This is a genomic window from Streptomyces sp. NPDC055815, from assembly GCF_053616475.1.
This window is the reverse complement of record NZ_JBSHDU010000106.1, coordinates 1-25,669: the sequence shown is the minus strand read 5'-3', so window position 1 is coordinate 25,669 and position 25,669 is coordinate 1. Positions and strand designations below refer to the sequence as shown.

24 protein-coding genes are annotated in these 25,669 nt (G+C 73.1%); 11 read left to right on the top strand and 13 right to left on the bottom strand.

The window, feature by feature from the left end; translation table 11 throughout:
* Window positions 1-89: 89 nt before the first annotated feature.
* On the bottom strand, window positions 90-1,304 hold the full coding sequence (locus ACWGN5_RS38235; protein ID WP_453523025.1) for a serine hydrolase domain-containing protein: 1,215 nt from the start codon (window positions 1,302-1,304) through the stop codon (window positions 90-92).
* 185 nt (window positions 1,305-1,489) lie between these two features.
* Here ACWGN5_RS38235 and ACWGN5_RS38230 point away from each other — a divergent pair, with 185 nt between their 5' ends.
* From ACWGN5_RS38230 to ACWGN5_RS38220, 3 genes are all read left to right on the top strand, one after another.
* A complete protein-coding gene (locus tag ACWGN5_RS38230; protein ID WP_453523024.1) occupies window positions 1,490-1,876 on the top strand; it encodes a hypothetical protein in 387 nt (128 codons plus the stop codon).
* Window positions 1,877-2,000: 124 nt separating this feature from the next.
* Entirely contained in the window at window positions 2,001-3,398 is a 1,398-nt protein-coding gene (locus ACWGN5_RS38225; RefSeq protein ID WP_453523023.1) for an MFS transporter, read from the top strand.
* Between the two features lie 124 nt (window positions 3,399-3,522).
* The gene (locus ACWGN5_RS38220) at window positions 3,523-4,062 is read left to right on the top strand and encodes an SgcJ/EcaC family oxidoreductase (protein WP_453523022.1); all 540 of its coding nucleotides are present in this window, start codon (window positions 3,523-3,525) and stop codon (window positions 4,060-4,062) included.
* Here ACWGN5_RS38220 and ACWGN5_RS38215 read toward each other — a convergent pair.
* The 5 genes from ACWGN5_RS38215 to ACWGN5_RS38195 all read right to left on the bottom strand — a co-directional run bounded on the left by ACWGN5_RS38215 (window position 4,025) and on the right by ACWGN5_RS38195 (window position 8,110).
* Window positions 4,025-5,461, bottom strand: coding sequence for a sensor histidine kinase (locus tag ACWGN5_RS38215; protein WP_453523021.1), 1,437 nt, complete (start codon window positions 5,459-5,461; stop codon window positions 4,025-4,027). The two genes, ACWGN5_RS38220 and ACWGN5_RS38215, sit on opposite strands and share 38 nt — an antisense overlap.
* Window positions 5,458-6,135, bottom strand: coding sequence for a response regulator transcription factor (locus tag ACWGN5_RS38210; protein WP_453523020.1), 678 nt, complete (start codon window positions 6,133-6,135; stop codon window positions 5,458-5,460). The genes ACWGN5_RS38215 and ACWGN5_RS38210 overlap by 4 nt, the downstream gene beginning before the upstream one ends.
* Window positions 6,136-6,195: 60 nt before the next feature.
* On the bottom strand, window positions 6,196-6,687 hold the full coding sequence (locus ACWGN5_RS38205; RefSeq protein ID WP_453523019.1) for an SAM-dependent methyltransferase: 492 nt from the start codon (window positions 6,685-6,687) through the stop codon (window positions 6,196-6,198).
* Window positions 6,688-6,768: 81 nt separating this feature from the next.
* Complete coding sequence (locus ACWGN5_RS38200; protein ID WP_453523018.1) at window positions 6,769-7,125, bottom strand: hypothetical protein; 357 nt, start codon at window positions 7,123-7,125, stop codon at window positions 6,769-6,771.
* 58 nt (window positions 7,126-7,183) lie between these two features.
* Window positions 7,184-8,110, bottom strand: coding sequence for a GNAT family N-acetyltransferase (locus ACWGN5_RS38195; RefSeq protein WP_453523017.1), 927 nt, complete (start codon window positions 8,108-8,110; stop codon window positions 7,184-7,186).
* On the opposite strand from ACWGN5_RS38195, the gene ACWGN5_RS38190 reads away from it, so the two are divergent.
* Entirely contained in the window at window positions 8,102-9,832 is a 1,731-nt protein-coding gene (locus ACWGN5_RS38190) for an FAD-dependent monooxygenase (RefSeq protein ID WP_453523016.1), read from the top strand. The two genes, ACWGN5_RS38195 and ACWGN5_RS38190, sit on opposite strands and share 9 nt — an antisense overlap.
* Here ACWGN5_RS38190 and ACWGN5_RS38185 read toward each other — a convergent pair.
* From ACWGN5_RS38185 to ACWGN5_RS38165, 5 genes are all read right to left on the bottom strand, one after another.
* On the bottom strand, window positions 9,809-11,458 hold the full coding sequence (locus ACWGN5_RS38185) for a glycosyl hydrolase family 8 (RefSeq protein ID WP_453523015.1): 1,650 nt from the start codon (window positions 11,456-11,458) through the stop codon (window positions 9,809-9,811). The genes ACWGN5_RS38190 and ACWGN5_RS38185 overlap by 24 nt on opposite strands.
* A 153-nt stretch (window positions 11,459-11,611) precedes the next feature.
* Window positions 11,612-12,664 (bottom strand): AI-2E family transporter, encoded by a 1,053-nt coding sequence (locus tag ACWGN5_RS38180; RefSeq protein ID WP_453523014.1) that lies wholly within the window; start codon window positions 12,662-12,664, stop codon window positions 11,612-11,614.
* A gap of 128 nt (window positions 12,665-12,792) precedes the next feature.
* Window positions 12,793-13,413 (bottom strand): 4'-phosphopantetheinyl transferase family protein, encoded by a 621-nt coding sequence (locus ACWGN5_RS38175; RefSeq protein ID WP_453523013.1) that lies wholly within the window; start codon window positions 13,411-13,413, stop codon window positions 12,793-12,795.
* Window positions 13,400-13,630, bottom strand: a complete 231-nt coding sequence (locus tag ACWGN5_RS38170) for an acyl carrier protein (RefSeq protein WP_369148046.1) — start codon at window positions 13,628-13,630, stop codon at window positions 13,400-13,402. Before ACWGN5_RS38170 ends, ACWGN5_RS38175 begins: the two co-directional genes overlap by 14 nt.
* A gap of 42 nt (window positions 13,631-13,672) precedes the next feature.
* Complete coding sequence (locus tag ACWGN5_RS38165) at window positions 13,673-14,530, bottom strand: hypothetical protein (protein WP_453523012.1); 858 nt, start codon at window positions 14,528-14,530, stop codon at window positions 13,673-13,675.
* A 298-nt stretch (window positions 14,531-14,828) separates the two neighbouring features.
* Between ACWGN5_RS38165 and ACWGN5_RS38160 the strand changes: the two genes are divergently transcribed.
* From ACWGN5_RS38160 to ACWGN5_RS38145, 4 genes are read left to right on the top strand one after another with little or no spacing between them, the layout of a single operon-like run.
* Window positions 14,829-15,932 carry a phytanoyl-CoA dioxygenase family protein gene (locus ACWGN5_RS38160; protein WP_453523011.1) on the top strand — a complete coding sequence of 368 codons (1,104 nt, stop codon included), beginning with the start codon at window positions 14,829-14,831 and terminating at the stop codon, window positions 15,930-15,932.
* The gene (locus tag ACWGN5_RS38155) at window positions 15,914-17,230 is read left to right on the top strand and encodes a DUF6271 family protein (RefSeq protein ID WP_453523010.1); all 1,317 of its coding nucleotides are present in this window, start codon (window positions 15,914-15,916) and stop codon (window positions 17,228-17,230) included. Before ACWGN5_RS38160 ends, ACWGN5_RS38155 begins: the two co-directional genes overlap by 19 nt.
* The gene (locus tag ACWGN5_RS38150) at window positions 17,227-18,915 is read left to right on the top strand and encodes a condensation domain-containing protein (protein ID WP_453523009.1); all 1,689 of its coding nucleotides are present in this window, start codon (window positions 17,227-17,229) and stop codon (window positions 18,913-18,915) included. The genes ACWGN5_RS38155 and ACWGN5_RS38150 overlap by 4 nt, the downstream gene beginning before the upstream one ends.
* A gap of 1 nt (window position 18,916) precedes the next feature.
* Window positions 18,917-20,164 (top strand): MFS transporter, encoded by a 1,248-nt coding sequence (locus tag ACWGN5_RS38145; RefSeq protein ID WP_453523008.1) that lies wholly within the window; start codon window positions 18,917-18,919, stop codon window positions 20,162-20,164.
* Between the two features lie 10 nt (window positions 20,165-20,174).
* On the opposite strand, the gene ACWGN5_RS38140 is transcribed toward ACWGN5_RS38145, so the two are convergent.
* A complete protein-coding gene (locus ACWGN5_RS38140) occupies window positions 20,175-20,984 on the bottom strand; it encodes a TSUP family transporter (protein WP_453523007.1) in 810 nt (269 codons plus the stop codon).
* Between the two features lie 85 nt (window positions 20,985-21,069).
* Here ACWGN5_RS38140 and ACWGN5_RS38135 point away from each other — a divergent pair, with 85 nt between their 5' ends.
* Window positions 21,070-21,837 (top strand): AraC family transcriptional regulator, encoded by a 768-nt coding sequence (locus ACWGN5_RS38135; protein WP_453523006.1) that lies wholly within the window; start codon window positions 21,070-21,072, stop codon window positions 21,835-21,837.
* Between the two features lie 343 nt (window positions 21,838-22,180).
* Window positions 22,181-22,681 carry a thiol peroxidase gene (gene tpx / locus ACWGN5_RS38130; protein WP_453523005.1) on the top strand — a complete coding sequence of 167 codons (501 nt, stop codon included), beginning with the start codon at window positions 22,181-22,183 and terminating at the stop codon, window positions 22,679-22,681.
* Window positions 22,682-22,752: 71 nt separating this feature from the next.
* Here tpx and ACWGN5_RS38125 read toward each other — a convergent pair whose 3' ends face one another.
* The gene (locus ACWGN5_RS38125) at window positions 22,753-23,163 is read right to left on the bottom strand and encodes a Fur family transcriptional regulator (protein WP_453523004.1); all 411 of its coding nucleotides are present in this window, start codon (window positions 23,161-23,163) and stop codon (window positions 22,753-22,755) included.
* 196 nt (window positions 23,164-23,359) lie between these two features.
* On the opposite strand from ACWGN5_RS38125, the gene katG reads away from it, so the two are divergent.
* Window positions 23,360-25,585: a catalase/peroxidase HPI gene (gene katG / locus ACWGN5_RS38120; protein ID WP_453523003.1), complete on the top strand. Its 2,226-nt coding sequence runs from the start codon at window positions 23,360-23,362 to the stop codon at window positions 25,583-25,585.
* Window positions 25,586-25,669: the final 84 nt, after the last annotated feature.

Here is a 25,669-nt window from a genome sequence, read left to right as displayed (position 1 = left end):
GTGTATAAGAGACAGCCGCTGGGCGCGCCGTCCGTTGTGCCCACCCGTTCCGCCCCAGCGGAACGATTGCCCACAACGGGGGCGGCGGGCTAGCGCGGTTGGATGCCGCCCGCGTAGACGTGGTCCGGGGTCACGATCGACGTGATCGCCCGGGCCAGGAGCGTGGAGGGTTCCTGGCCCCCGCTGAGGCTGTCCGTGTTGATCATGACGACCAGCGTGGCGTCCCGCTCCGGCAGGTACACCGTCACCGTCTCGTACCCCGGAATCGACCCGTTGTGCCCGATCCAGCCGTTGGCGTCGAAGATGCCGAGGCCGTAGCTGAGGCCGGGGAAGCCCGTGGGCAGCGTCCTGAGGCGCTGCGTCTGCGTCTCGGGGCTCAGCAGCTCCCCGGTGGCGAGGATCTTCGCCCAGCGCCGCAGGTCGTGCTGGTCGGAGATCATCGCCCCGGCCGCCCAGGCCCAGCTGGGGTTCCAGTCCGTGCTGTCCACGGTCGCGCCGTCGAGCGTCTGGTTCGTGTAGCCGCGGGGGTGCGGCTCGGGGAACTCGGGCCCGGTCGGGAGGAGCGTGTGGTGCAGGTGGGCCGGCCGGAGGACCCGGTTGCGGAGGAACCTCTCCAGGGGCTGGCCGCTGACCTTCTCGACCACGAGGCCGAGCAGCACGAGGTTCGAGTTCGAGTACTCGAACTTCGCCCCCGGCTCGAAGGTGTTCTTGTGCTTGAAGCCGTACGCGAGCGCCTCCTCGGGGCTGAAGTACCGCTCCGGATCGCTGAGCAGGTCGTGGATGAAGCCGGGGTCCGAGGTGTACGGGAAGAGGCCGCTGCGCATCTCGGCGAGGTGGCGCAGGGTGATCCGGTGGCCGTTCGGCACGCCGTGGACGTACCGGGCGATGGGGGTGTCGAGGCGGATCCGGTGGTCGTCGACGAGCTTGAGGAGCGCGGTGACCGTGAAGGTCTTGGTCTCGCTGCCGATGCGGATGTAGCCCTCGGTGGTCATCGGCTCGCCGGTGACCTTGTTCGCGACGCCGGTCGCGCGGACGTAGCTGCCCCGGCCCGGCATCCAGAGGCCGACGGCGACCCCGGGGATGCCGGCCTGCTTGCGGACGTCCTCGATGGCCTTGTCGAGCCGGGCGGTGAGTTCGGGGCCGAGTCCGTCCGGCGGGCAGTCGTCCTCGCCGTGCCACGGGGCGCCGACGGCGGCCGCGGTCGCGGCGTGGACGGCACCGGCGGGCGTCGCCGTCATCGGGGCCAGCACCGACGCCACGAGCAGCGTCGCGGCGAACAGCCGTCGGGTGGGGATACGTCGCATGTGGGGGGCGCCTCTTCCGGGGTCACGAGAACTGCGGGACGGCCACATCACCACCGGAGGCCGGGACGGAGCCCCGCCCCTCCCCCGCGGGGGCGGCGAGTCCACCCGTACGGGGCCACGCGCGTAACCGGGACGGCCCAGGCCCCGGATAATGGCAGCCCCGACACCATGGAGACGAAGGACCGATGACGCTCGACGAGGGCCGGCGCGTGCGCCTGACGGTGGATCTGCGACTGGCCGGGCAGGTGGTCCCGGCGGACGGGTCCGACCCCGGGGCGGGAGCCGGTTTCCTGGCCCTGGCCGCGGGTGCCGAGGGCACGGTCGAGCGGGTGGACGCGGACCGGCCGCAGAGCCAGGAGGTCCGCGAGTACGAGCGCCTCAAGTCCCTCCTGGACGACTTCGGCCACCAGATGCCCCCGGGCAGCAGGGGGCAACTGGAGGAGCAGGTCGAATCCCTGGAACCGGCGTGGACCGCGTACCAGGAACGGAAGCTGCGTCTGACGGTCCGCGTCCGCTTCGACAACGGGTTCGTCCTCGACGACGCCCCCGGAGATCTCTTCGCCACCACCTGAGCGACCACCACCTGAACGACCACCGCTGAGCGCACCTTTTTGCGGTCTTCGCAAAATTCTTTGCCACTTCCCTCCCCCGGTCCGAGTCTGGGCGACGTCCGGTCTCGTCGAAGGGGGAACTCACGTGCTCACCACCACCCAGCCCGCTCCGCCACCCGCCCCGCTGAGCGCGCGCCGCCGCTGGACGGTGCTCGCCGTCTGCGCGCTCAGCATGTTCCTGGTGGGGGTCGACGCCACCATCGTCAATGTGGGGCTGCCGGAGATCGGCCGCGGCCTGGACGTGGGCACCCGTGGCCTGGAGTGGGTCGTCGACGCCTACACCGTGGTCATGGCGAGTCTGCTCATCGTCTCCGGGGCACTCGCCGACCGCCTCGGGCGGCGCAGGGTCTTCCGGACCGGGCTGCTCGTCTTCGGCCTGGCCTCCCTCGTGTGCGCCCTCGCCCCGTCCCTCGGCGTGCTCGTCGCCGCGCGGGCCGTCCAGGGGATCGGGGCCTCGATGCTGAGTCCGGTGGCCCTGGCGATCGTGGTGAACGCGATGCCCGACCCCCGTGAGCGGGCCCGCGCCATCGGCGTGTGGGCCTCGGTGTTCGGACTGAGCATGGCGGCGGGCCCGGTCACCGGCGGGGCGCTCATCGCCGCGTTCGGCTGGCGTTCGGTGTTCTGGATCAACGCTCCGGTGGTCGTCCTCGCCCTCGTCCTGGTCGCCCTGTTCGTGCCGGAGTCCCGCGGGGAGCGCGCCCGCCGCCTCGACCTGCCGGGGCAGATACTCCTCACCGTGGTCCTCTGCCTGACGGTCGGTCTCCTCATCGAAGGCCCCCGCATCGGCTGGGCCTCGCCCGCGGCCGTCTCCGGATACGTGCTCACCGCGGCGGCCGCCGCGGCCTTCGTACGCATCGAACTCCGGCGCGACGAACCGCTGATGGACCTCGGCCTGTTCCGTCGGCCGCCGTTCGTCACGGCCGTGCTCGGCGCGACGGCGGTCTTCGTCGCCCTCAACGTGACCCTGCTCCTGAGCACCCTCTACCTCCAGGAGGCCCGCGGCTGGACGCCGCTCGCGTCCGGCGCCGCGACCCTGCCCATGGCGCTCGGGGCGACGGTGTGCGCGCCCTGGTCCGGGGTCCTGGTGGGCCGGGTCGGGCCCCGGCGTCCGCTGCTCCTCGCGGGCGGGTTCACCGCCGCCGGCGGTCTCTGCCTGGTGGGCCTGGACGGGGACACGGGCGTCCCGCTGATCCTGCTCGCGTTCCTGCTGATCGGCATCGGCTTCGGCTTCGCCAACGCCCCCCTGACGAACACCGCGGTCGGCGGCCTGCCGCCGTCCCGGGCCGGGGTGGCGGGCGCGATCACATCCACCTCCCGCCAGGTCGGCGTGGCGGTCGGCATCGCCGTCGCCGGCGGCCTGGTCGCGGGCGCCGGGCCGGCCTCCCTCGCCGCCGCGACCCGGCCGGGATGGCTGATCGTGTCGGCGTGCGGGCTCTTCCTCCTCGTGGTGGCGCGCACGGCGGGGGCCCGAGGCCGGGGCTGACTTTCCCGAGTCTTGGCCGGGCGCTCGACGTCCGCTGTACGGGGGCTGGATCGCGAGCGGCGAGAGTGGCAGGCCCCGAACGCAGCGGCGTTCGGGGCCCGTTCACTCGAAGCAGGAGCCTCCGATGAAGCACACACCCCGTACCCGCGTCGTCCTCGCCGGCGGTCTCGCCGTGGCCGCGATCGGCACCCTCGTCGCCGGGGTCGGCGTGGCGCAGGCAGGTGAGCACGACCCCCGGCCGGTCGAGGCCCGCGAGAAGGAGCGGCGCGGCAAGCCCACCGAGCGGGAGATCGCCGGTCTCTTCGACCGGTGGAACGCGGCGCTGCGCTCCGGCGACCCGGAGCGGGTCGCCGACCTGTACGCCGAGGACGCGGTCCTGCTGCCGACGGCCTCCCCGCGGATCCGCACCGACCACGCGGGGATAGCCGACTACTTCACGCACTTCCTGCAGAAGAGGCCGAGGGGCGAGAAGATCCGTACGGAGATCAACGTCCTCGACGCGGACTCGGCGATCGACGCCGGCCTCTACCGCTTCCACCTCACCGACCCGAAGACCGGTGTCACCCAGCCGGTCGACGCCCGCTACACCTACGTGTACGAGAAGCGCGAGGGCCGGTGGCTGATCGTCAACCACCACTCCTCGGTGCTCCCGGCCGAGGGCTGATCCATCGGGGGCCTTCGGCCACGGTCCGCAGCACGATCCGTACGCACAGTCCGCCGCCGGGCGCGTCCCGCAGGGCCACCCCGCCGCCGTCGTCCGTGACGAGCTGCTTGACGATGGCGAGCCCCAGGCCGGAGCCGGAGCGCCCGGTCAGTCCCTGGCCGCGCCAGAACCGGTCGAAGGCGCGGGCCTGTTCGGCGGCGGACATGCCGGGGCCCTGGTCGAGGACCTCCAGGACCGCCTCCTCGGGGCCGCCCGCCTCCATCCGTACCGTGATCGCCCCCCTGTCCGGGGAGACCTCCAGGGCGTTGGAGAGCACGTTGTCGAGGACCTGGTCGAGGTTGCCGGGCCCGGCGAGCACCCGGGGCAGGTCCTCGGTGTCGCCGGTGAGGACGATGGTCACCCCGCGTTCGTCGGCGGCCGGCCGCCAGACCTTCAGCCGTTCCTCGACCAGCTCGCGCAGCGACAGCGGTTCGGGCGCGGACACCTTGGCCTCGGCGCGGGCGAGCACGAGAAGGCCGCTGACCAGGCGGCTCATCCGTACGACCTCGGCGGTGGCCTGGTCCACGTCCTCGCGGACGAACTCGTCGTCGACGCCGTCCGCGATGTTGTCGAGCGAGAGGCGCAGCGCCGTCAGCGGGGTCCGCAGCTGGTGCGAGGCGTCCGCGACGAAGATGCGCTGGGAGGCGACGAGGGTGTCGAGGCGTTCGGCTCCCTGGTTGAGCGTGCGGGCGAGCGTCTGGGTCTCCTGCGGGCCGGTGACGGGCGAGCGGGCGGTGAGGTCGCCGTCGCCGAACCGGCTGGCCATGTCGTTGAGCTGGCGCAGCGGCTTGGTCAGCAGCCGGGCGACGATCGCGCCGAGTCCCGCCGCGACCGCGAGGACGCCGACGGCGAGGATCGCCCGGAAGCCCCAGATCCGCCAGAGCCGGTCGCTCAGGCCGGCCGTGGCGTACCGGATGCGGACGGCGCCGACGATCCGCTCCGGCTCCCCCGCTTCCCGGCGCGCGTGCACGGGTACGGTGACGATCAGTTCGGGTCCCCAGACGAGCCGGGACCCCCAGTCGACCGTGGTCCTGCCGTGTTCGAGGGCCGCGCCGAACGCCGGGTCGTCCGGGTGCGCCGGCAGGGGCAGCGGGGCCATCGCGCTCCGGCCGTCGGCGGCCACCACCTCCACGGTCCCGGGCGTCTCGTCCGCGTACGCCCCGGCCATCCGGGCCAGGGCCTGCCGGGCGGGCGCGTCGCCGTCCCCGAGGAGCAGCGCCATGGTGGTGGCCTCGCGGCGTACGGACTCCTCGGTGTCGCCGCGCAGTTGGGCGGTGAGCGTGAACGCGACCGGCACGGTGAAGGCGGCGAGCGCCACGGCGACCAGGGCCACGTAGCTGACGATGAGGCGTCTGATCACGGGCGGCCCACGGGCTCCACGACCAGGCGGAAGCCGACGCCGCGGACGGCCTCCACGGTCACGGCCCCGGCGAGCTTGCGGCGCAGCGCCGCCACGTGGACGTCGAGGGTCTTGGTGGGCCCGAACCAGTTGGCGTCCCAGACGGCTTCCATGATCTGTTCGCGGGACATCAGCGCGCCCGGCTCCTCCGTGAGGAACGCGAGCAGGTCGTACTCCTTGGGCGTGAGCGCCACTTCGGAGTCGTCCAGCCACACGCGCGCCGCCTTGCGGTCGACGGCGAGGCGCGCACCGTACCGCTGGGGTCCGGTGGGCTGTTCCGTCGGCCGCACCCTGCGCATCACGGCCCTGATCCGGGCGATGACCTCACGCACCCCGAAGGGCTTGGAGACGTAGTCGTCGGCGCCGATCTCCAGGCCGACGACCCGGTCGGTCTCGTCGCTGCGGGCGCTGATCACGATGATCGGCACGTCGCCGCGCTTCCGCAGGGCGCGGCAGACGTCGAGCCCGTCGGTGTCCGGGAGGCCGAGGTCGAGCAGGACCAGGTCGTACGGGGTGGTGACGGCGAGCCCCGCCGTCCCGGTGGTGACCCACTCCACCTCGAAGCCGTAGCGCAGCAGGCCGCGCCGCAGGGACTCCGCGACCGGCTCGTCGTCTTCCACAAGCAGTACACGCACGGGGCAACACTAGTTCGGGTTCCGTACGCCGGTTCACCCTCGGGTGGCGGCCCGTGGGGCTCAGTAGTAGTGGCGCATGATCTCGTCGGCCCAGGCGGGCTGGGTGGTCGGTCCCTGGGGGCCGAACTCCGTCATGTACGGCTTGATGTCGAGGACCGGTGTGCCGTCGACGGCGTCCAGCCCGCGTACATGGAGGTCGAGTCCGTCCGTGCGGACCAGCCGGCAGCGGGAGACGCCGAGGCGGTTGGGGCGGTTCTTGCCGCGCTGGGCGAAGATCCCGACCAGCGGCCACTCCTCGTTGCCGCGCGGGTGCCGGGCGCCGGTCTGGACGGCGTCGGGGCTCACCCGGTCGAAGTGGTAGACGATCTCCAGGTGCGAGAAGGCGTCGAGTCCGGCCAGCGCCTCGGGGCCGAAGGCCTCCCCGTCGAGGCGGACGATCGACTCGACGTCCCCCCACTCGTCGTCCCGCACCTCGCCCCGCCCGCCGACGACGTGCCCCACGGGCTGCGAGACGACCGTGCTCGTGCTGTGCTCCTCGTGCTCCTGCGCCATGGGCTTCCTCGTCCTCTCGTGGTCGTGCCCGCGCCCCTGGCGAGGCGCGCCGGAGGGCACGCTACTCCCGCCGAGGAGCCGTCAGATGCCGGGCCCGTATCCGGGATCCGGCTGCCGTGGATGCCACCAGGCCGCGAGGCCCCACAGGGCGAGTCCGGCGACGGCGACGCAGAGGAGCGCCGCCGTGCGGGGCCGCAGCCGGCGGACGGCGGCCGCCCAGGTCAGCGGCGGGAGGACGAGTCCGGCGAAGAGGATGAGCGGCAGGTCGACGAGGATCACGCTCCAGTCGCGGGCCTCCCCCTCGAAGCCGCCTTCGATGCTGTACGAGGCCCGGGGCAGCGCGAAGGCGGCCGCGACCGCGACGCCGGCGACGGCGAGCAGGCAGCCGACGGCGCTCTCGGCCCGGTCCCGCGATTCCTGTGAGGGCTTCTCGCTCATGCCCGGGAGGGACGCCCGGGGACCCCGCCCGGTTCCGTACGCCCGTGCGCCCGCACGCCTACCGGGGCAGGACGATCGCGGTCGTGCGTGGCGGCCGGCAGCGGTCCCGCGGTCGGTCGGCGTGCCGCGCGGCTTCCTCCGTGGCCCGCTCCCAGGCCCTCCAGACCTCGCGCGGCACCCGGCCGCGGTCCGGCACCTCGAAGCCCTGGGCCCGGGCCCAGGCGCGCAGTTCGTTCGTGGGCATCCCGCCGGGGCGCATGACCGGCAGCGCGGGGGCCGGGCCGGGCGGTGTGATCCAGTAGCGGCGCTTCGTGCCGTACGCGCCCGTCCTGACGTCCTCCAGGACGCCGCCGTTGCGCTCGATCGTCCGCGCGGAGCCGGCGTTGTCCTCGTCGCAGGTGACCAGGACGCGGTCCAGGCCCAGGTCCCGGGCCCGGAGCAGGAGTTCCGCCAGGGCCCGGGCGGCGACGCCCCGGCGGCGGGCGGAGGGCCGCACGCTGTAGCCGACGTGGCCGCCGGCGTCGCGCAGGAAGTCGTTGAGCGAGTGGCGCAGTTCGGCGGCGCCGAGGTACGTGTCGCCGTCGACGATCCACAGGTACGTGGCGTGGACGCGGCCCGGGGCGGCGGGCACGGTGGCGTCGCCCTGCTCGCGCAGCCGTTCCACCCAGGCGGCGAAGACCTCCGGCCGGTCGAGGCCGCCGTCGGGGGCGAGCCTGAGCCCCGCGCCGTCCTGCCGCGCGTCGGCGGGCCATTCGGCGTACGCCTCCGTCCAGGAGGTGTGCAGCCGGACGGTGGGCGTGATCAGTTCGAGCATGGCCGCGACAGTACCCGCCGGGTCCGACAGTCCCGCCGGACGGCCGTACCGCTCGCCGACCCGGCGGAGGCGGGTGACGATGGCCTGGGGCCCGATCCGACGCGCACCGTCGGACGCGCCCCACGGGAATCCGCCGGGGGCGAGCCAGTGCTGGAGGCAGGCGTGGCGCACCGCACCACCACCGACGTCCTGATCGTGGGCGCGGGCCCGGTCGGCCTGAGCGCGGCCGCCGAGCTGCGCCGGCACGGTGTGCACTGCCGGCTCGTCGACCGCCTGCCGGCCCGTCTTCCGTACGCCAAGGCCGTCGGGATCCAGCCGCGCACCCTGGAGCTGTGGGACCGGATGGGCCTGGTCCGCGCCGTCCTGGAGGCCGCCGTGCCGCTGCGCGGCCAGTTGGTCTACGCCGACGGCCGCGAGCGGGACCGGATCGAGCTCGCGATGCCACCGGAGGTGCCCTACGGCTTCGCCGCGCTGCCGCAGTACGAGACGGAGCGGCTCCTCGAGGAGTACGTCGCCCGTCTGGGGACGGTCGTCGAGCGCGGCACCGAGCTGGAGTCGTTCACCCAGGACCGGGACGGGGTCACCGCGCGGCTGCGCACGGCGTCCGGTGCCGGCGAGGAGCTGCGGGTGCCGTACCTGATCGGCTGCGACGGCGCGCACAGCGTCGTACGGAAGACGCTGGGCCTGTCCTTCGAGGGCGGTGCGTTCCAGGAGGAGTACATGCTCGGCGACGTCGTGGCCGACTGGGACCTGCCCCACGGCTACGGCATCCGGTCCAGCCGGCAGGGCGCCGACGGCTCCACCGCCGACGTCCTGGTGTGCATCCCGCTGCCAGGGGCGGGGCGCTACCGGATGTCGATGAAGCTCCCGCCGGAACTCGCCGCCTCCCAGGGGCCGGCCGCGCCGGACGGGGTGGCGCACGGGCCCGAAGGCGGCCGGGTCCCCGGGCTCGCCGACCTCCAGGCCGTCGTCGACCGTCTCGCGCCCCGCCCGGCGCGCCTGTCGGACCTGTGCTGGTCCTCGGTCTTCCGCATCAGCCACCGCATCGTCGACCGCTACGGCCGGGGGCGGGTCTTCGTGGCGGGCGACGCGGCGCACATCCATCCGCCGACCGGCGCCCAGGGCATGAACACCGGGGTGCAGGACGCCTGCAACCTGGCCTGGAAGCTCGCCCTCGTGGTCCGGGGCGAGGCCGGTCCCGAGCTGCTCGACACGTACGACGCCGAGCGCCGTCCGGTCGGCGAGGAGGTCGTCGGCCGGACCGTGCGCCACGCCGTACGGGGCATCGAGGCCGACCCCGAGGACCGGCGGACGCTGCTCCTGCGCGAGGCGCAGCTCCTGGTGAGCCACCGGGACGGTCCGCTCTCGGGCGTTCGGTACGGTGCCGAGGACGCGCCCCAGCCGGGTGACCGGGCCCCGGACTGCTCGGGTCTGACGACCTCGATCGCCGCCTATCCGCTGCGTCTTCTCGACGTGCTGCGGGGGCGGCCCGGCCATGTGGTGCTGTTGTACGGACCGGACGGGGCCGAGCTGGCCGGGGCGGCCGCGGCGGCGCGAACGACCGCCGGCCTCCCGGTCTTGGCGATCCTCGCGGCCGACGCGGAGGAAGCGGCCGGCGCGGACGAGTCGGCCGCCGGAGGAGCGACCGGCCGGGCGGAAGCCGAAGCCGGCGCGGCCGCGGCCGCCGGCCCGTCCGTGCCCGTGTACCGGGACGCCGCCGGGGAGTTCGCGCGGCTCTACCTCCCCGACGGCGCGACCGGGCTTGTCGTCCGTCCCGACGGGCAGCTCGGCGCCCGTTTCCCGCTCGCGGGTACCGCCGCCGCCCTGAGCGGTTATCTCAGGGCCCTGTCCGTGCGGCGGGACACCCCGCTACGGGACCCAGTGGTTGCCTGAGGCCGTGATCATGACCTGCAGCTGGATGCTGGCCGAGAAGTAGCTGCTGGTGTCGACCGGGGTCGCCACCATCTTGTTCCACAGGGCGTCGAGCCAGGCCTGGCTGCCCGAGTCGGTCATGGCCGCCACCGCGAACGGGGCGAAGAAGGCGGCCTCGCTGCCCGAGGAGATCTGGGTGCCGTTGAGCTTGTAGCCGATGGCGATCTTGTTCGGGTCGCCGCCGGTCTTCGACTTGATCCAGCCGTTGAGCTTCCGGGCGGCGGCGAGGGACGTGGCGTCGCCGCTGGTCACCGCGTCGTCGCCGATGCGCCACGGCGTACGACAGGCGTTCCACCAGTACGAGCCGTCGTTCGGGTCCTCCAGGACCTGGCCCGGGGCCGGCTTGGGCGTGGTGTTGGTGTCGACGACGAAGTCGGGCAGGAGTCCGGTGCCGGAGGCGTAGGTGGACTGCAGGCGGGAGATCTGCGTCTGGTGGGCGCTGCGCACGGCGTCCCAGCTGGTGTCGCCCGAGGCCGCGCGGAAGGCGCGGAAGTGGTCGGTCATCCAGTCCGACGTGCGGGAGATGTAGTAGTACTGGTCGCCGGAGCTGCTCCAGTCGCCGAGCTTCAGGAGCTTGGTCGTCGCGTTGACCTCGTCCTTCTTGATGGCGGCGATGTGCTTGAGCGCGAGGTCCTTGTAGTTGTACGTGCCGGCGCTGCCCCACTGCTTGTCGGCGAGGAGCAGGCCGTAGGCCACGTCCATGTCGCCGTCGGTGGCTCCGTCGCCGCCGTTGACGCTCTTGCAGGCGGTGTCCTGTTCGGCGGCGAGGAGGTTCGGGTTGACCGAGGACGGGTGGTCGATCTTCCACTTGACGAGACCGTCGAAGATCTTCTTGGCGTCCGGGTCCGCGCCCGCCATGGTGGCGGTGACGACCATGCCGTAGCCCTGGGCCTCGGCGACGTACGGGTGGTCGGCATCGGGCGAGATGATCTGGTACCAGCCGTTGCCGCAGTTCTGCCGGACGAAGGCGGCCTTCCACTTGTTGTAGTAGTCGACGACCTTCTGGTCGAGGGCCGCCTGGGTGCCGGAGGGCTTCAGGATGCCGGCGGCGTAGGGCTTGAGGTGGCTGCCGAAGGGGACGGCCGGTCCGCCGCCGCCCCCGCCGGTGCCGGTGGGCGCGCCGTACACCTCGAACTCCCAGAGGGAGTAGCCGTACGGCGTGCCGCGGCCGGTGCCGTACATCCGGACGTAGCGGCCGCTGCCGGAGACGGTGAGGTCGTCGGTCGCCCCGTCACCGGCGGTGGTGGAGTAGACGTCGGTCCAGGTCGACCCGTCGGCGGAGGTCTGGATGCGGTACGTCTTGCCGTACGCGTCCTCCCAGTTGAGCTTCACCCGGGAGATCGTGTGGTTCGCCCCGAGGTCGATCCGTATCCACTGCGGGTCGACGCCTTCGGCGCTCGCCCAGCGCGTGGCCGTGCTGCCGTCCACGGCGAGCCCGGGCCCGAAGGCCGAGGTCTCGACGGACGAGGCCGTCGCCTGCTTTCCGGTGGACACCAGGCCGTCGGCGGCCTGCGCCTGCGGCAGGACCGTCAGGGGCAACGCCAGCAGACCCGTGAGCCCGAGAAGCGAGACGCTTCGTCGACGCATGTCAACTCCCTTTCCCTCCATGGCCAATCGTTAGGAAATATTCCTAACCATTGGCCGGGAGAGTAGAGAGGCCGCACGCCCGGCGCAAGACCCCCTGCACGGGGCGGCTCGGGCGCGAGCCCGGGCGGAGGCCGTGCGGACCGGCCGGAGGGCTCAGTCGCGCGCTGCCCGGAGCGCCGTGTGGACGGACCAGACCACCGAGACCAGAGGGACCGCCACCACCGCGCCCACGATGCCCGCGGCGATCGAGCCCGCGATCACCGAGATGGCCACGACCAGCGGGTGGAGCCGCACGGCCCAGCTCATGACGAGGGGGTGCAGCAGATGCCCTTCGATCTGACCGATGATCACGATGAGCGCGATGACGATCCCCGCGACCAGGGGGCCCTTCGCCGCGAGTGCCACGACGGCGGCGACCGCGAGGGCGATCGGCGAGCCGATCAGCGGGATGAAGGCGGCGAGGAACTCCAGGAGGGCGAGCGGCACGGCGAGGGGGACGCCGAGGGCCCAGAGGGCGATGCCGACCAGCGTCGCGTTCACCGCGGCCACCAGGACGATGCCGTGGGTGTAGCCGGTGAAGGTGCGCCAGGCCGCGCGTCCGCCGATGGCGACGCGGTCGCGTACGGACTCGGGCAGCTGGTTCTTGAACCAGGCCCACTGCCGGTCCCCGGAGTGGATGAAGAACACCGCGCTGAACAGGCCGAGGGCCAGCGTGGTGAGGACGGCGACGAGGTGCCCGGCTCCGCTCACCGCCTCGCTGAGCAGGGTGGACCGGTGGCTGGAGAGGAACTGTCCGATCTTCTCCTGCAGGCCGGAGAGCGCGTCCGGGTCGACCCGGAACGGCGGCCGTTCCAGCCAGTCCTCGATCCGCCCGATCCCCTCCCGGAACTCGCGTACGAGGGTGGTCCGCTCCCCCGCGACCGCCTCGCCGACCAGCGCGAGCACCCCGAGGACGAGCGCGATGCTGCCGAGCAGGGCGAGGGCGACCGCGAGGGGACGGGGCAGGCCCCGGGCGACCAGGTCGGCGACGGGCCGGAGCAGCGCGGTGATCACCAGGCCGAGGAAGACGGCCACGCCGATCTCGTGGAAGCGCCCGAGCACCGCGAACAGGCTGTAGACGAGGAGGCCGACGACGAGCAGCCGCCACGCGTAGGCGGCGGCCGTACGGAGGAACGGGGTGACCGTCGGAGGTGTGCCTGGCTGCATGGCCATCGACGTACCACCGCCGGTCCGCCGGGCCACGCTCGCGGCCCCGGATTAGCCCGACCCGGTCGCGGCATTCGGCCGTCCGGTGCCCGCGGCGTCCGGGCCGACGTGCGGCGTCGAGGTCACCTTCAGCCTGGGTCCGCGCATGCGATGACGGTGACCGGGCCGGTGCCGGCGACCGCGGCGACGGCCGCCCGGTCGCGGTCGGTCCAGTCCAGGAGCCGCAGTCCCTCCCGGCCGCCCGCCTTGAAGCGGGCCTCGCCGCGCACCCAGAGGCGGAGCAGCGCCGCGTCGGGGTCCGGCCCGGCCGCCGCCTCCCGCAGCTCGGTCGCGGGCAGGAGCCGGCGGAGTACGGGCAGGGGGCCGGGCCTGCGGGCCGCGGGTTCCACGTCGACGCCGACCGGCCCGGGGCCGACGGCCGCCGCCACGAGACCGTCGGCGTGGCTCAGGCTGACGCCGAGTCCGGGCCGGCGGCGCAGGTACGGGCGGCCGTGCCCGTGGCGCCGGCAGTCGTCGCAGTACTGGTCGGGGCCCGACGCCTCCGGAGGGAGCCCGGTGAACCGGGCGACGCACAGCCGGACGAGCAGCCGGGCCGCCGTCACGTCGTCGCGGCGGTCCGGCACGCGTATCCGGTCGAGCCGCCGCCGTTCCCAGGGCGCGAGCAGGCCCTCGTGGAGTCCTGGGTGGTCCAGGACCTCCCGGGTGGTCGCCACGACGGCCAGGAGGGGCGGGCGATCACGTGGCGGCACTCAGGAAGCGTTCCTGGACGCGGCCGATGGTGCGGAAGTCGTCGATGGTGACCTCCTGGAGGTCGATGGAGCTGCCGGAGAGCTCCTCCAGGAGGTCGATGAACTCCAGGAAGTCCATGGAGTCGATGAGCCGGGCCTCGATGAGGTCCTCGTCGGCGTCGATCGGCCCGTCGAGACCGGGGTTCTTCTCGTGGAGCCACGCGGCGATGGGGTCCATGGGGTGGGGCGCTCCTTGCTGTGGGGAAGGTACGGGTGGAGGTCAGGCGCTCGCGGCGCGCAGCCGGTCGAGGGCCTGCTCGGGGGTGCCGTGGGCGAGGATCATCGCGTGCACCCAGCGCTCGACGCCGAAGGCGACGCAGGCGCTGTACGCGGGGCCCGCGGAGCCCGCACGGATGTCGAGGCGCTCGCCGAAGAAGTTGCGGTGCCGGTTGACGGAGGCGATGGCCGTGCCGTCGGGGGCGCTGAACTCGTGCTTGACGGGGTCGAGCGCCATGAGCCTGGCGCGGGAGCCGCCCTTGTCGTAGAAGGGGTCGTCGGCCACGGCCCGGGACAGGTCGAGTCCGAGGCGTCCGGCCAGGTCGAGGATGAACTCGGCGCCCTGCTCCAGGTGTTCGAGGGAGCCCTGCTTGGTGCCGAGGAAGAGGACTTCGCGCATGTGGAAGCCCCACAGGCGGCGCAGCCCGTCGTAGTGGGTCTCGTTGCGGAAGCAGCGGCCGGCGGCGGAGAGCCGCAGTCCGTCCTCGCCGACGTCCCGGCCCTCCAGGGAGAGCAGCAGGCCGTAGCAGGTGGCGGAGGGCAGGAGGTAGCCGGTCGGCCGGAGCGGCAGCTCGGCCGGTGACTCCCCTGAGGCGAGGCCGTCGAGCGCGTCGGGGGCGAACCGTCCGGCGGAGACGCCGAGATGGGGGAAGTTGCGGAAGAAGTCGAGGCGGGCGAGGCCCTCGACGGAGAGCAGCGGCGGGCCCACCACCTCGGGTGCGGAGAGGCGCGCGGCGAGCCCGGTGAGCAGGGTGTCCAGGCCGTGCAGCAGGGCGGTGCGGACGGGGTCGAGGGTGATCAGGCCCGCGCCCGGGCTCTTCAGGCCGCCGTCGGGCAGGACGGTGGTGCTGGGTGTGCTCATGGAATACCGCTCCCTCTGGGCGTGGGCGAACAGTCAAGGCGTGGGGTCCTCGTCGACCACGGCACGGCGAAGAAGCCGCCTGATGCTCCATCAGGGACCGGACTGCGCATGGGGACCCTAAGCCAGCTCGCCGAGGGTTGTCTAGACCAAAGCCGCCGTAGGGCGGGGGCGATATCCGGCCGATCGGACCCGTAACTCCTCATATTGCGGCGGCACTTGACAGAACCGATGGTCTAAACCAATTCTTCTGAACGACGTGGCCGCCTGACCTCCGGCCACCGCCTCTGGAGGGACCCCCATGCCCACACCCGCCCCGCCCCGACCCGTCCGCCGCCCCTATCTGCACCGGGCGGCCTCGGACCTGCCGTACTTCAGCGCGGACGGCGAGTCGTACCTCGCCGCGACCACCCTGCGGGAGCTGAAGAAGTCGCGGCCGCTGCGGGTGCTGTCCGAGGAGGACTTCGCCCACTGGCAGACGTACGGCTACGTCGTCGTCCGCGAGGCGATCCCCGCCGAGGCCGCGCGCCGCCTGCTCGACTTCACCTGGGACTTCCAGGGCCTCGACCCCGACCGTCCGGACAGCTGGTACGAGGACCGGCCGTTCCGCTCCGAGCTGGACCAGCAGCTCCACGTGTACGGCTTCGTGGAGGCGTACCACCACCAGCTCCTCTGGGACAGCCGCCAGGCACAGCGTGTGTACGACGCCTTCGTGGACGTGTGGGACTGCGAGGAGCTGTGGGTCACCCAGGACCGGCTCAACCTCAACCCGCCCAACGTCCGCAACCGCGACCGCGCCCTGATCGAGCCCACCGACCGGGGCTTCGACATCGAGCTGCACTGGGACATCGACACGACGCTCGGCGTGCCCCCGCAGCGGGTGCAGGGGATCATCGCGCTCAACGACACGCGCCCCGAGTCCGGCGGCTTCCAGTGCTGCCCGGAGCTCTTCCGGCGGTTCGAGGAGTGGAAGCTCGGCCAGCCGGGCGACCGGGACCCCATCCGGCCCGCCGTGGACCGCGCGGAGTTCCCCGTCGTCCGCCCCGACCTCCACCCCGGCGACCTGCTGATCTGGAACGGTCTCCTCGCCCACGGCGTCGCCCGCAACACCTCCGCCGACCAGGTGCGGGCGGTCCAGTACCTGTCGATGATGCCCGCCCTGGAGGAGCACACGAAGCTGCGGAGGTCCCGCGTCGAGTCCTGGCGACATCTGCGCACCCCGCGCTGGAACCGCACCCTCGTCGGCGACCCCGTCCGGCACGAGTCCCAGCGCTACCCCACGGCCACCCTGAACGAGCTCGGCAGCCGCCTCCTCGGGCTGACCTCGTGGAGCGACACGGCCGAGACCGCGGGCGGGCAGCCGGCCGGGGAAGCCGAGGAGCCGGCGTGCGCCGTGTCTGCCTGACCCTGCCCACCCACCGCGCCTGCCCCGACACCATCCGGGCGGTCGCGGAGGAAGCCGCCCACGGCGCCCGCCGCTTCGGCGCCGAGGTGCACCTGCTGATCCTGGACTCCTCCCCGGCCCCGGTGCTCGCCGAGCACCGGCAGGCGGTGTCCGCACTCCCCCGCGTGCCCGGGGTGGTCGTCCACCACCTCGACGAGACCGCCCAACGGGCCTTCCTGCACGAGGTGATCACCCGGTCCGGCACCCCCGAGCCGGACCGGATCCTCGGCCTCATGCTGCCCTCCCGGGTGTCCTACGGCGCCTGCACCAACCGCGCCTTCCTGTACGCGGAGGCCCTCGGCTGCGCGTCGGTGCACCGCAGGGACTCCGACAGCCGCTACCAGTACCTCGACGGGCAGCCGGTCTTCCCGCTCCACCACGAGCTCACGGCCCTGGGCAGGACCGCCGCCGAGGTGGCGGGGCTCGTGTCCCGCAGCAGACTCGACCCCGCGTCCGCCCACCGGCCGGTCGCCCTGGTCGGCGGCTCCTTCGTCGGCGAGATGTCCGTGGACGTCGCGGAGATCCGCCGGCTCGACCCCCTCGTGTACGAGGACGTCATCGGCCTGTCCGTACCGGACGGCTATCCGGAGATCTGGCGACGGAACCTGATCGCCGAGTCGTTCCGGGGCGCCGGGACCGCCTCGTACACCGGTGACCTGACCACGCTCACCACCGTCAGCCCCACCCGCGTCGACATGTGCAACATCGCCCTCGCCCGCGAGGTGTACGGCCGGGTGCCGCTGCCGCCCGCCACCGACACCATCGGCAGCGACTACTTCCTCCTCCACCTGGTCCACGACGCCCGGCTGCCCGGGGTGCTGCACAACCGGCACATCGTCAACTTCCACACCGGCGAACGGCGTTCCGACAAGGGCTTCCTCGCCTACCAGCTGCGGTTCGCGAAGTTCCTGCTCGCGACCCCGCACCTGCACTCGGTGTACGCGGGGACGGCGGCGGCCGGCGCGTCGCTGCTCGACGCCGACGGCGGGCTCCGCGCCTCCGCCGTCGCCGGTCTCGTCCGGGAGAGCACGCGCGTCGACCCGGTGCAGAAGACCGAGCGCCTCGACGTCGTCGACCGCTCGTACCGCAAGCTCGGCGGCCGCTACATCGAGGCGGCGGACTTCCTCGCCGCCCGCCGCGAACGGCTCGTCGACGAAGTCCGGGAGGACATGGCGGAGTTCGCCCTCCTGATCGACGCCTGGGCGGACCTGGTCCGCGCGAGCGGGAACCGGCCCGCGTCCCCGAAGGGCAACGCATGACGAAGACGTACACGGTCACCGTCCGCTACGCGGGCGGGGAGCGGCGCCGGGGCCCCGTCACCATGGGCCAGGCCAACATGATCCGCTGCATGCTGCGGGACGAGCCCGAGCACATCAACATCCACGCCGTCTGGCCCGTCCCCGAGGGAACCGGGACGGAGTCGGCGATCGACGCGCTGCGCGCCCTGGTGGTGCGGCACGAGGCCCTGCGGACGACGTTCCCGCACGCGCCGGGCGAGGCACCTCGCGAGCAGGTCGTGGCATCCGAGGGCGAGTTCACGGTCGCGGTCGTCGACCACGAGGAGCCGCCCCCGGAGGGATACGCCGACGACCTCGCCCGGCGTGACCGGGTCGGCCGCTTCCACCTGGACCGGGACTTCGGCCTGCGGATCTCCCTCGTCGCCGTGGCGGGCGTGCCGGTGTCCGTCGCGCTCGCTGCGAGCCACGCCGTGACGGACGTCAGCGCCCTGTCCGTCCTCGAAGAGGACTGGCGCGACCTGCTCGCCGGCCGGACGCTCCCCGGCGTGACCGCGTTCACCCCGCTCGACCTGGCCGCCGAGGAGGCGACCCCGGCCGGGGTGCGGAGGTCCGAGGCCTCCCTGCGGCACTGGGAACGGATCATCCGCACCGGCCCCCAGGCGATGTTCGCGGAGCCGGGTGCCGCGGGCACCGAGGTCGAGGCGGAGCAGCTGACCCTCCGCTCGCTGCGGGGCGCCCGGGCGCTCGCCCGCGCGGCCGAGCGCACCGGCGGACTGCCGTCCACGGTGCTGCTCACGGCCTGGTGCGCGCTGATCGCCCACCGCACGGGCCAGTCCTCGTGCGTCGCCGCCGTGCCGACCTCGAACCGGTTCCTGCCGCGGCTCGCCCGCTCCGTGAACACCGTCTCGCAGGACGCGCTGCTCTCCCTGGACGTGCGGGTGCCGTCCTTCGACGCGCTGCTGCGGAAGGCGTGGGGCGCGGCGCTCAACGCCTACCGGCACAGCCAGTTCGACGCGGTCCGCCTCTGGGAGATGATCGACGCCGTCACGTACGAGCGGGGCAGCCGCTTCGCCCGTGACGTCGTCTTCAACGACGTCAGCACGCTGCCCGCGGGACCCGCGGCGGACGTCGACCGGCCCGAACTGGACGTGTCCCGTGGGCCGGTGCAGGTGCTTCCGGCCCGCGTCCTGACCTTCGTCCACGAGACGGCGCCCGTGCTCCGGCTCGGGATGTGGGTCGATCCCGCGCTGTTCACGCCGGACGAGGCCGAGGGGTTCCTCACCGGTCTGGTACGGCTCCTGGAGGCGGCCGCCACCGAGGACGTGCCGCTGACGGCGCTCACCGAGGTGACGGGTGTCCGGCCGGTCGAGCGGGGTGCGGGGTGGCGCCGGGTGGACGGCTCGTGGGTGTCGCCGGACCAGGTTGCGGAGGTCCTCGGCGGGGCACTCGGAGGCGTACCCGTGCACGTCACCGACGGCGCCCCGGACGAGGACGGTCTCACCGCCTTCCTCGCCTGCGGCGGCTCCCCGCTCACCCCGGAGGCGGCGCACGCGGCGCTGATGGACGCGCTGCCGGGCCGTCCGGGGGTGCTGGCCCCGCGCCACTACGTGATCGTGCGGGACGCGCCGGCGGAGGCGGACCGGACCAGTGCCTGGCTCGGGCAGCGGATTCTCAGGGAAGGGGCCGGCCGGGACCGGCGCAGCTGACATGACGACGAATGACGTGACCGCAGAGCGGGAGAAGAACTCCCTTCCCAGCCCGTGGCGTTCGCAGCGCTTCCGGCTGTTCTTCGCGGCCCGCAGCACCTCGCTCCTGGCCGACGGCATGCTGATGGTCTCCCTCACGACCGCCGTGCTCGGCGCGGGGTACGGGGCGGCGGGCGTGGGCTACGCGCTGGCCGCGTGGATGACGCCGATCGTCCTGCTCGTGCTGTTCGGGGGCGTGCTCGCCGACCGGTTCACCCCGCAGGTGATGATGGTCGGCGCCGACGTGGTGCGGATGGTCGCCATGCTGGCCCTCGCGGCGCTGCTCGCCGCGGGCGACATGCGGTTGTGGCACATGATGGCGCTGCTCGCGCTCAGCGGCGCCGCGACCGCCATGTTCCAGCCGGGTCTGGCGAGCCTGGTGCCCCGGGTCGCCGAGGACATCCAGCGGGCCAACGCGCTGCTGCGGATCTCCGAGTCGATCTGCACCCTGCTCGGCCCGGGTCTCTCCGGCCTGCTCGTGGCGTACTGGGACGTCGCCGGTTCCTTCCTGGTCATCGCCGCCTGCTACGCGTGCAGCGCGCTCGGCCTGGCGCCGCTGCGGAAGCTCGGCGCGGCACGGGACGAGAGCGACGAGAGCGACGAGCCCATCCTGCGGCGCCTCGCCACCGGATGGCACGAGTTCCGGTCGCGGTCCTGGCTGTGGGGGGTCATCGCCGTGTGGGCCGTCTACGGCCTGTTCGTCTTCGGCCCGGCGCTGCCGCTGGGCGCGGCGCTGCTCACCGAGCAGCACGGGGCGAGCGGGTACGGCTGGATCGCGTCCGCCGACGGCGCGGGGACGATCGTCGGCGGTCTGCTCGGCCTGCGGGTCCGGCCGGGCCGTCCGCTCGTCGCGGGCGCGTGCGCCATGTTCTTCTTCTCCCTCAACCCCCTGGCGCCCGCGCTCGGCTGGTCGTTCACCGTGACGGCGGTCACCGGGGTGGTGGCCGGCTGCGGGTTCGCCTTCTGGGGCGTCATGTGGGCGACGAGCGTGCAGTCGCACATCCCGCTCGCCGTCCTGAGCCGGGTCTCCGCCTACGACGTGGCCGGATCCATCATGGTCATCCCGCTGGGCCGGGCCCTGTCCGGCCCGGCGGCCGACAGCGTGGGCGCCGACCGCGTCCTGCTCTTCTCCTCGGTCATGGGACTCGTGCTGATCGCCGTCATGCTCTCCGTCCCGGCCGTCCGCGCCCTGCGCCGGGCACCCGACTGAAACGCCCCGCTCATGCCCCGGTGCACACCATCGCGAGGGCCACCAGGGCGAGCAGCCCGAGGTACGCGCACGCGTGGACGCGGTCCGGGATCCGGGGCGGACGGCGGCGCAGGAGGGCGATGACCGGCAGCGCTCCGAGGAGCAGCGCCCCCGCCGCGTACGGGTCGACAAGACCGACCAGTCCCGCGCCGCTCGCCGCGGCGGCCGCGGGCGGGGGGCCGGCGAGGGAGACCGCGACGGCCGGGAGCGCGACGGCGAGGGTGAGGGGGTTGGCGAGCGCGGTCGCCACGCGCATGGGGTGACCGGCGCGGCGCAGCGCGGGGACGGTCATCACGCTGCCGCCGACGCCGAGGAAGGCGGCGACCGCCCCGATCGGCGCGCCCGCGCCGGCCGGAAGCGGCCTCGGGGCACGCCCGGACTCCGCGCCCGGCCCGCTCGCGGGGCGGAGGAAGCCGGGCCGGAGCAGCAGGTCGAGGGCGGTCAGGGCGGTGTACGCGACGAACGCCCAGCGGGCCAGGGCCGGCGGGGCGAGCCGGGAGGCGTACGCGCCGGCGCAGGCGCCCGCCGCGAGCAGGGGCAGCAGCGCGCCGCTGCCGCGCAGCGCGAGGAGCACCGGCCGCGGGGTGACGGCGGTGGCGAAGGCGGCGTTCACGACCATCACCAGGGCCGAGGTGGCGGTGGCCACCGGGACGGCCGAAGCGCCGAGGGCGGCGTCCGCCCACACCACGACCGGGACGGCCACGAATCCGCCGCCGAACCCGAACAAGACCGTCGTCGCTCCGGTGAGGAGCCCGATCGCCATCAGCGTCACCATGTCCATGGGGTCAAGACCATCAGCCCGCCGATGGTTCCCGCATGCGATGGTCGGCAGGATTCCTTCGCGTCTCGGCCAGTACGGTGGTCCGGTGAAGAACATCCCGCTGGACTCCGTCGACCACCTCGACCGGGCGGTCCTGCCCCTCGGCACCGACTATCCGGCCGGGCACGTCCTGGAGTGGCACGAGCACCGGCGGGCGCAGTTCCTCTACGGCGCGACCGGCGTCATGGTCGTCGAGACCGCCGACGGCACGTGGACGGTCCCGCCGGAGCGGGCGGTCCTGATCCCGGCCGCGACCCCGCACCGGGTCCGGATGCTGGGGGTGAGCACGCGGAGTCTGTACGTGGAGCCGGGCGCCGTCCCGTGGTGGCCGGCGCGGTGCACGGTCGTGGACGTGCCGCCGCTGCTGCGCGAACTGCTGCTCGCGGCGGTCGAGTTCCCGGCCGACTACAGCCTGTCGGGCCGGGAGGGCGCCATCGCGACGCTGCTGCTGCACGAGATCGCCGCGCGCTCGCCGCTCCCCTTCCACGTCGGGATCCCCGCCTCCGCGGAGCTCGCGGCGCTGTGCCGGGAGTATCTGGCGGCGCCGGACGCCGCGGTCACCAATACCGACTGGGCGGCCAGGACGGCGCTGAGCGAGCGGGCGTTCACCCGGCGGTTCCGTGCGGAGACGGGCGAGAGCCCCGCCGTCTGGCGCTCCCGCGCCCGCCTCCTGGCGGCCGTGCCCCTGCTCCGTACCGCGACGGTCAGCGAGGTCTCGGGCCGCCTGGGCTATGCCTCCCCTGCGGCGTTCACGGCCGCCTTCACCCGTACCTTCGGCACCCCGCCGTCCCGCTTCACGGCGGTCCGGGGCTGACCCCTCTCGACCGCCTTCCGGTCAGCGGGGGTTGCCGGCGTGGGTGAGGGTCTCGAGGAGCAGGGGGCGGTGAACCATCGAGTCATGGAGTTACCCCTTCTTCACGTATGTGAACGGGCGACGGTTGTCGAGGGTGGAACCCAATGGTCTACACCAGGGCCGTCAAGAATGCCCATTCACGTCCGACGCATCCCGCGAGTGGCTCGCGACAGTCCCGTACGGGAGCCGTCCGTTCATACTCGTGAATCCGCCAGAAAGAAGCGCGGCGGCCCGTGTCGTGGGAGCGGGCCCGCCTTCCGTACGATTCCCCCCGTTGCCACTCTTACGTCTGAAGGAGATCCCCATGGCCCAGGTCACGCTGAAGGGCAGCCCCGTGCAGGTCAACGGCGCTCTGCCGGCCCCCGGCAGCCAGGCCCCCGACTTCACGCTCGTCGCCGAGGGGCTGGCGGACAAGTCGCTCAAGGACTTCGCCGGTCAGCGCAAGGTCCTCAACATCTTCCCGAGCGTCGACACCCCGACGTGCGCCTCCTCCGTCCGCGCGTTCAACGAGAAGGCCGGGCAGCTGGACAACACCGTCGTCCTCTGCATCTCCGCCGACCTGCCCTTCGCGCAGGCCCGCTTCTGCGGCGCCGAGGGCCTCGAGAACGTCAAGAACCTCTCGACGCTCCGCGGCCGCGAGTTCCACACCAACTACGGCGTGGAGATCGCGGACGGGCCGCTGGCCGGTCTGACCGCCCGCGCCGTCGTCGTCCTCGACGAGAACGACACCGTGCTGCACGCCCAGCTCGTGGGCGAGATCGCCGACGAGCCGAGCTACGAGGACGCGCTGGCCGCCCTGAAGTAGTCCGCACCGCGGCATGACACCGAGGAGCCCTCCACCGACACCGGTGGAGGGCTCCTCTCGCATGTCCGCGCTCAGGCGCAGCCCGGGCAGAGCCCCCGGTACGTGACGTCCGCGGTCGACACGGTGAAGCCGAACCGCTCCGCGGGCGGCAGGACCGCGAGCGGGTCCCCGGTCGGGTGGACGTCCCGGATGATCCCGCAGTCCGAGCAGACCAGGTGCTGGTGCGGCCGGTGGGCGTTCGGGTCGTACCGCTTGGCCCGCCCGTCCATGGAGAGCTCCACGACCTCCCCCAGGGCCACCAGCTCGCCGAGCGTGTTGTAGACCGTCGCCCTGGCGATCTCCGGCAGGCGCGCGACCGCGCGCGCGTGGACCTCGTCCGCGGTGAGGTGCACATGATCCCCGGCCAGGACCTCCGCGACCACCCGGCGCTGGGACGTCATCCGCCAGCCACGCGCGCGCAGTCGCTCCAGCAGGTCACTCATGTCTCACCTCATCGGCATCGGCAAACTTGGCGTGGTTCTTGACTTGGACATCGTCCATCGTAGGATCGGTTTCGAAGATGGCCAAGGGACAGGAAGACTCCAGCACGGCGGGAGAAGCACACGTGAGACCCGCGCGAGGCCCGTCCGCCGAACGCACTTCCTGAGCACTGTGTCCGCCAGGTCCGGAAGGATTCCGATGTCTGAGAACCACGAAGCAATCGTCACCGACGCGAAGGCGGAGGGCGCCGGGGGCTGCCCCGTCGCGCACGGGCGTGCCGCACACCCCACCCAGGGCGGCGGCAACAGCCAGTGGTGGCCGAACCGGCTGAACCTGAAGATCCTCGCCAAGAACCCCGCGGTGGCCAACCCGCTCGGTGAGGACTTCGACTACGCGAAGGCCTTCGAGGGCCTCGACCTGCCCGCCGTGAAGCAGGACATCGCCGAGGTCCTGACCACCTCGCAGGACTGGTGGCCGGCCGACTTCGGCCACTACGGCCCGTTCATGATCCGCATGGCCTGGCACAGCGCCGGCACCTACCGCATCAGCGACGGCCGCGGCGGCGCCGGCGCCGGTCAGCAGCGCTTCGCACCGCTGAACAGCTGGCCGGACAACGGCAACCTCGACAAGGCGCGCCGTCTGCTGTGGCCGGTGAAGAAGAAGTACGGCCAGAACATCTCCTGGGCCGACCTCATGATCCTCGCGGGCAACGTCGCCCTGGAGTCGATGGGCTTCGAGACCTTCGGCTTCGCCGGCGGCCGCGCCGACGTGTGGGAGCCCGACGAGGACGTCTACTGGGGCCCGGAGACCACCTGGCTCGGCGACGAGCGCTACACCGGCGACCGCGAGCTGGAGAACCCGCTCGGCGCGGTCCAGATGGGCCTCATCTACGTCAACCCGGAGGGCCCGAACGCCAACCCGGACCCGATCGCCGCGGCCCGCGACATCCGCGAGACCTTCCGCCGGATGGCGATGAACGACGAGGAGACCGTCGCCCTCATCGCCGGCGGTCACACCTTCGGCAAGACCCACGGCGCCGGCCCGGCCGACAACGTGGGCGCGGACCCGGAGGCCGCCTCCCTGGAGGAGCAGGGCCTCGGCTGGAAGAGCACCTTCCGCAGCGGCAAGGGCCCCGACGCCATCACCAGCGGCCTGGAGGTCACCTGGACCACCACGCCGACCCAGTGGGGCAACGGCTTCTTCAAGAACCTCTTCGAGTACGAGTACGAGCTGAGCAAGAGCCCGGCGGGCGCCCACCAGTGGGTCGCCAAGAACGCCGAGGCGATCATCCCGGACGCGTACGACCCGGAGAAGAAGCACCTCCCGACGATGCTCACCACCGACCTGTCGCTGCGCTTCGACCCGGTCTACGAGCAGATCTCGCGGCGCTTCTACGAGAACCCGGACCAGTTCGCGGACGCCTTCGCCCGCGCCTGGTACAAGCTCACCCACCGTGACATGGGCCCGGTCGTCCGCTACCTCGGCCCCGAGGTCCCGGCCGAGGAGCTCCTCTGGCAGGACCCGCTGCCGGCGCGCACCGGCGAGCTCGTCGACGCCGCGGACATCGCCTCCCTCAAGGAGAAGATCCTCGGCTCGGACCTCACGGTCACCCAGCTGGTCTCCGCCGCCTGGGCCGCCGCCTCCTCCTTCCGCGGCAGCGACAAGCGCGGTGGCGCCAACGGCGGCCGCATCCGCCTGGAGCCGCAGCGCAACTGGGAGGTCAACAACCCGGACGAGCTGGCCCAGGTGCTGCGCGTCCTGGAGGGCGTCCAGGAGTCCTTCAACTCCGCGCAGAGCGGGGAGAAGCAGGTCTCCCTCGCCGACCTCGTCGTCCTCGCGGGCGTCGCGGCGGTCGAGAAGGCGGCCAAGGACGCCGGCCACGACGTCGAGGTGCCGTTCACGCCGGGCCGCGTGGACGCCGCCCAGGAACAGACGGACGTCGAGTCCTTCGCCGCCCTGGAGCCGGCCGCGGACGGCTTCCGCAACTACCTGGGCAAGGGCAACCGCCTCCCGGCCGAGTACCTGCTCATCGACAAGGCGAACCTGCTCACCCTGAGCGCGCCCGAGCTGACCGTCCTCGTCGGCGGCCTGCGCGCCCTCGGTGTGACGCAGCCGCAGTCCTCGCTCGGTGTCCTCACCGAGACGCCCGGCAAGCTGACGAACGACTTCTTTGCCAACCTGCTCGACCTGGGCACCGAGTGGAAGTCCACCTCCGCGGACCAGAACACCTTCGAGGGCCGTGACACGGCCACCGGCGCGGTCAAGTGGACCGGCACCCGCGCCGACCTGGTCTTCGGCTCCAACAGCGAGCTCCGCGCGCTGGCCGAGGTCTACGCGAGCGACGACGCGAAGGCGAAGTTCGTGCAGGACTTCGTGTCGGCGTGGGACAAGGTGATGACCCTGGACCGGTTCGACATCGCCTGATCCTCCGCGACACCGGGGCGGGGGGCGGGGGGGGGCCCCCCCCCCCCCCCCCGCCCCACCCCCCCCCCCACCCCAAACCACAGA

Excerpts from the sequence above, each read along its gene's own strand:
- ACWGN5_RS38235 (WP_453523025.1), bottom strand. The coding sequence starts at position 1,304 with ATGCGACGTATCCCCACCCGACGGCTGTTCGCCGCGACGCTGCTCGTG.
- ACWGN5_RS38230 (WP_453523024.1), top strand. The coding sequence starts at position 1,490 with ATGACGCTCGACGAGGGCCGGCGCGTGCGCCTGACGGTGGATCTGCGA.
- ACWGN5_RS38220 (WP_453523022.1), top strand. The coding sequence starts at position 3,523 with ATGAAGCACACACCCCGTACCCGCGTCGTCCTCGCCGGCGGTCTCGCC.
- ACWGN5_RS38205 (WP_453523019.1), bottom strand. The coding sequence starts at position 6,687 with ATGGCGCAGGAGCACGAGGAGCACAGCACGAGCACGGTCGTCTCGCAG.
- ACWGN5_RS38200 (WP_453523018.1), bottom strand. The coding sequence starts at position 7,125 with ATGAGCGAGAAGCCCTCACAGGAATCGCGGGACCGGGCCGAGAGCGCC.
- ACWGN5_RS38185 (WP_453523015.1), bottom strand. The coding sequence starts at position 11,458 with ATGCGTCGACGAAGCGTCTCGCTTCTCGGGCTCACGGGTCTGCTGGCG.
- ACWGN5_RS38180 (WP_453523014.1), bottom strand. The coding sequence starts at position 12,664 with ATGCAGCCAGGCACACCTCCGACGGTCACCCCGTTCCTCCGTACGGCC.
- ACWGN5_RS38170 (WP_369148046.1), bottom strand. The coding sequence starts at position 13,630 with ATGGACCCCATCGCCGCGTGGCTCCACGAGAAGAACCCCGGTCTCGAC.
- ACWGN5_RS38165 (WP_453523012.1), bottom strand. The coding sequence starts at position 14,530 with ATGAGCACACCCAGCACCACCGTCCTGCCCGACGGCGGCCTGAAGAGC.
- ACWGN5_RS38160 (WP_453523011.1), top strand. The coding sequence starts at position 14,829 with ATGCCCACACCCGCCCCGCCCCGACCCGTCCGCCGCCCCTATCTGCAC.
- ACWGN5_RS38150 (WP_453523009.1), top strand. The coding sequence starts at position 17,227 with ATGACGAAGACGTACACGGTCACCGTCCGCTACGCGGGCGGGGAGCGG.
- ACWGN5_RS38145 (WP_453523008.1), top strand. The coding sequence starts at position 18,917 with ATGACGACGAATGACGTGACCGCAGAGCGGGAGAAGAACTCCCTTCCC.
- ACWGN5_RS38140 (WP_453523007.1), bottom strand. The coding sequence starts at position 20,984 with ATGGACATGGTGACGCTGATGGCGATCGGGCTCCTCACCGGAGCGACG.
- tpx (WP_453523005.1), top strand. The coding sequence starts at position 22,181 with ATGGCCCAGGTCACGCTGAAGGGCAGCCCCGTGCAGGTCAACGGCGCT.
- ACWGN5_RS38125 (WP_453523004.1), bottom strand. The coding sequence starts at position 23,163 with ATGAGTGACCTGCTGGAGCGACTGCGCGCGCGTGGCTGGCGGATGACG.
- katG (WP_453523003.1), top strand. The coding sequence starts at position 23,360 with ATGTCTGAGAACCACGAAGCAATCGTCACCGACGCGAAGGCGGAGGGC.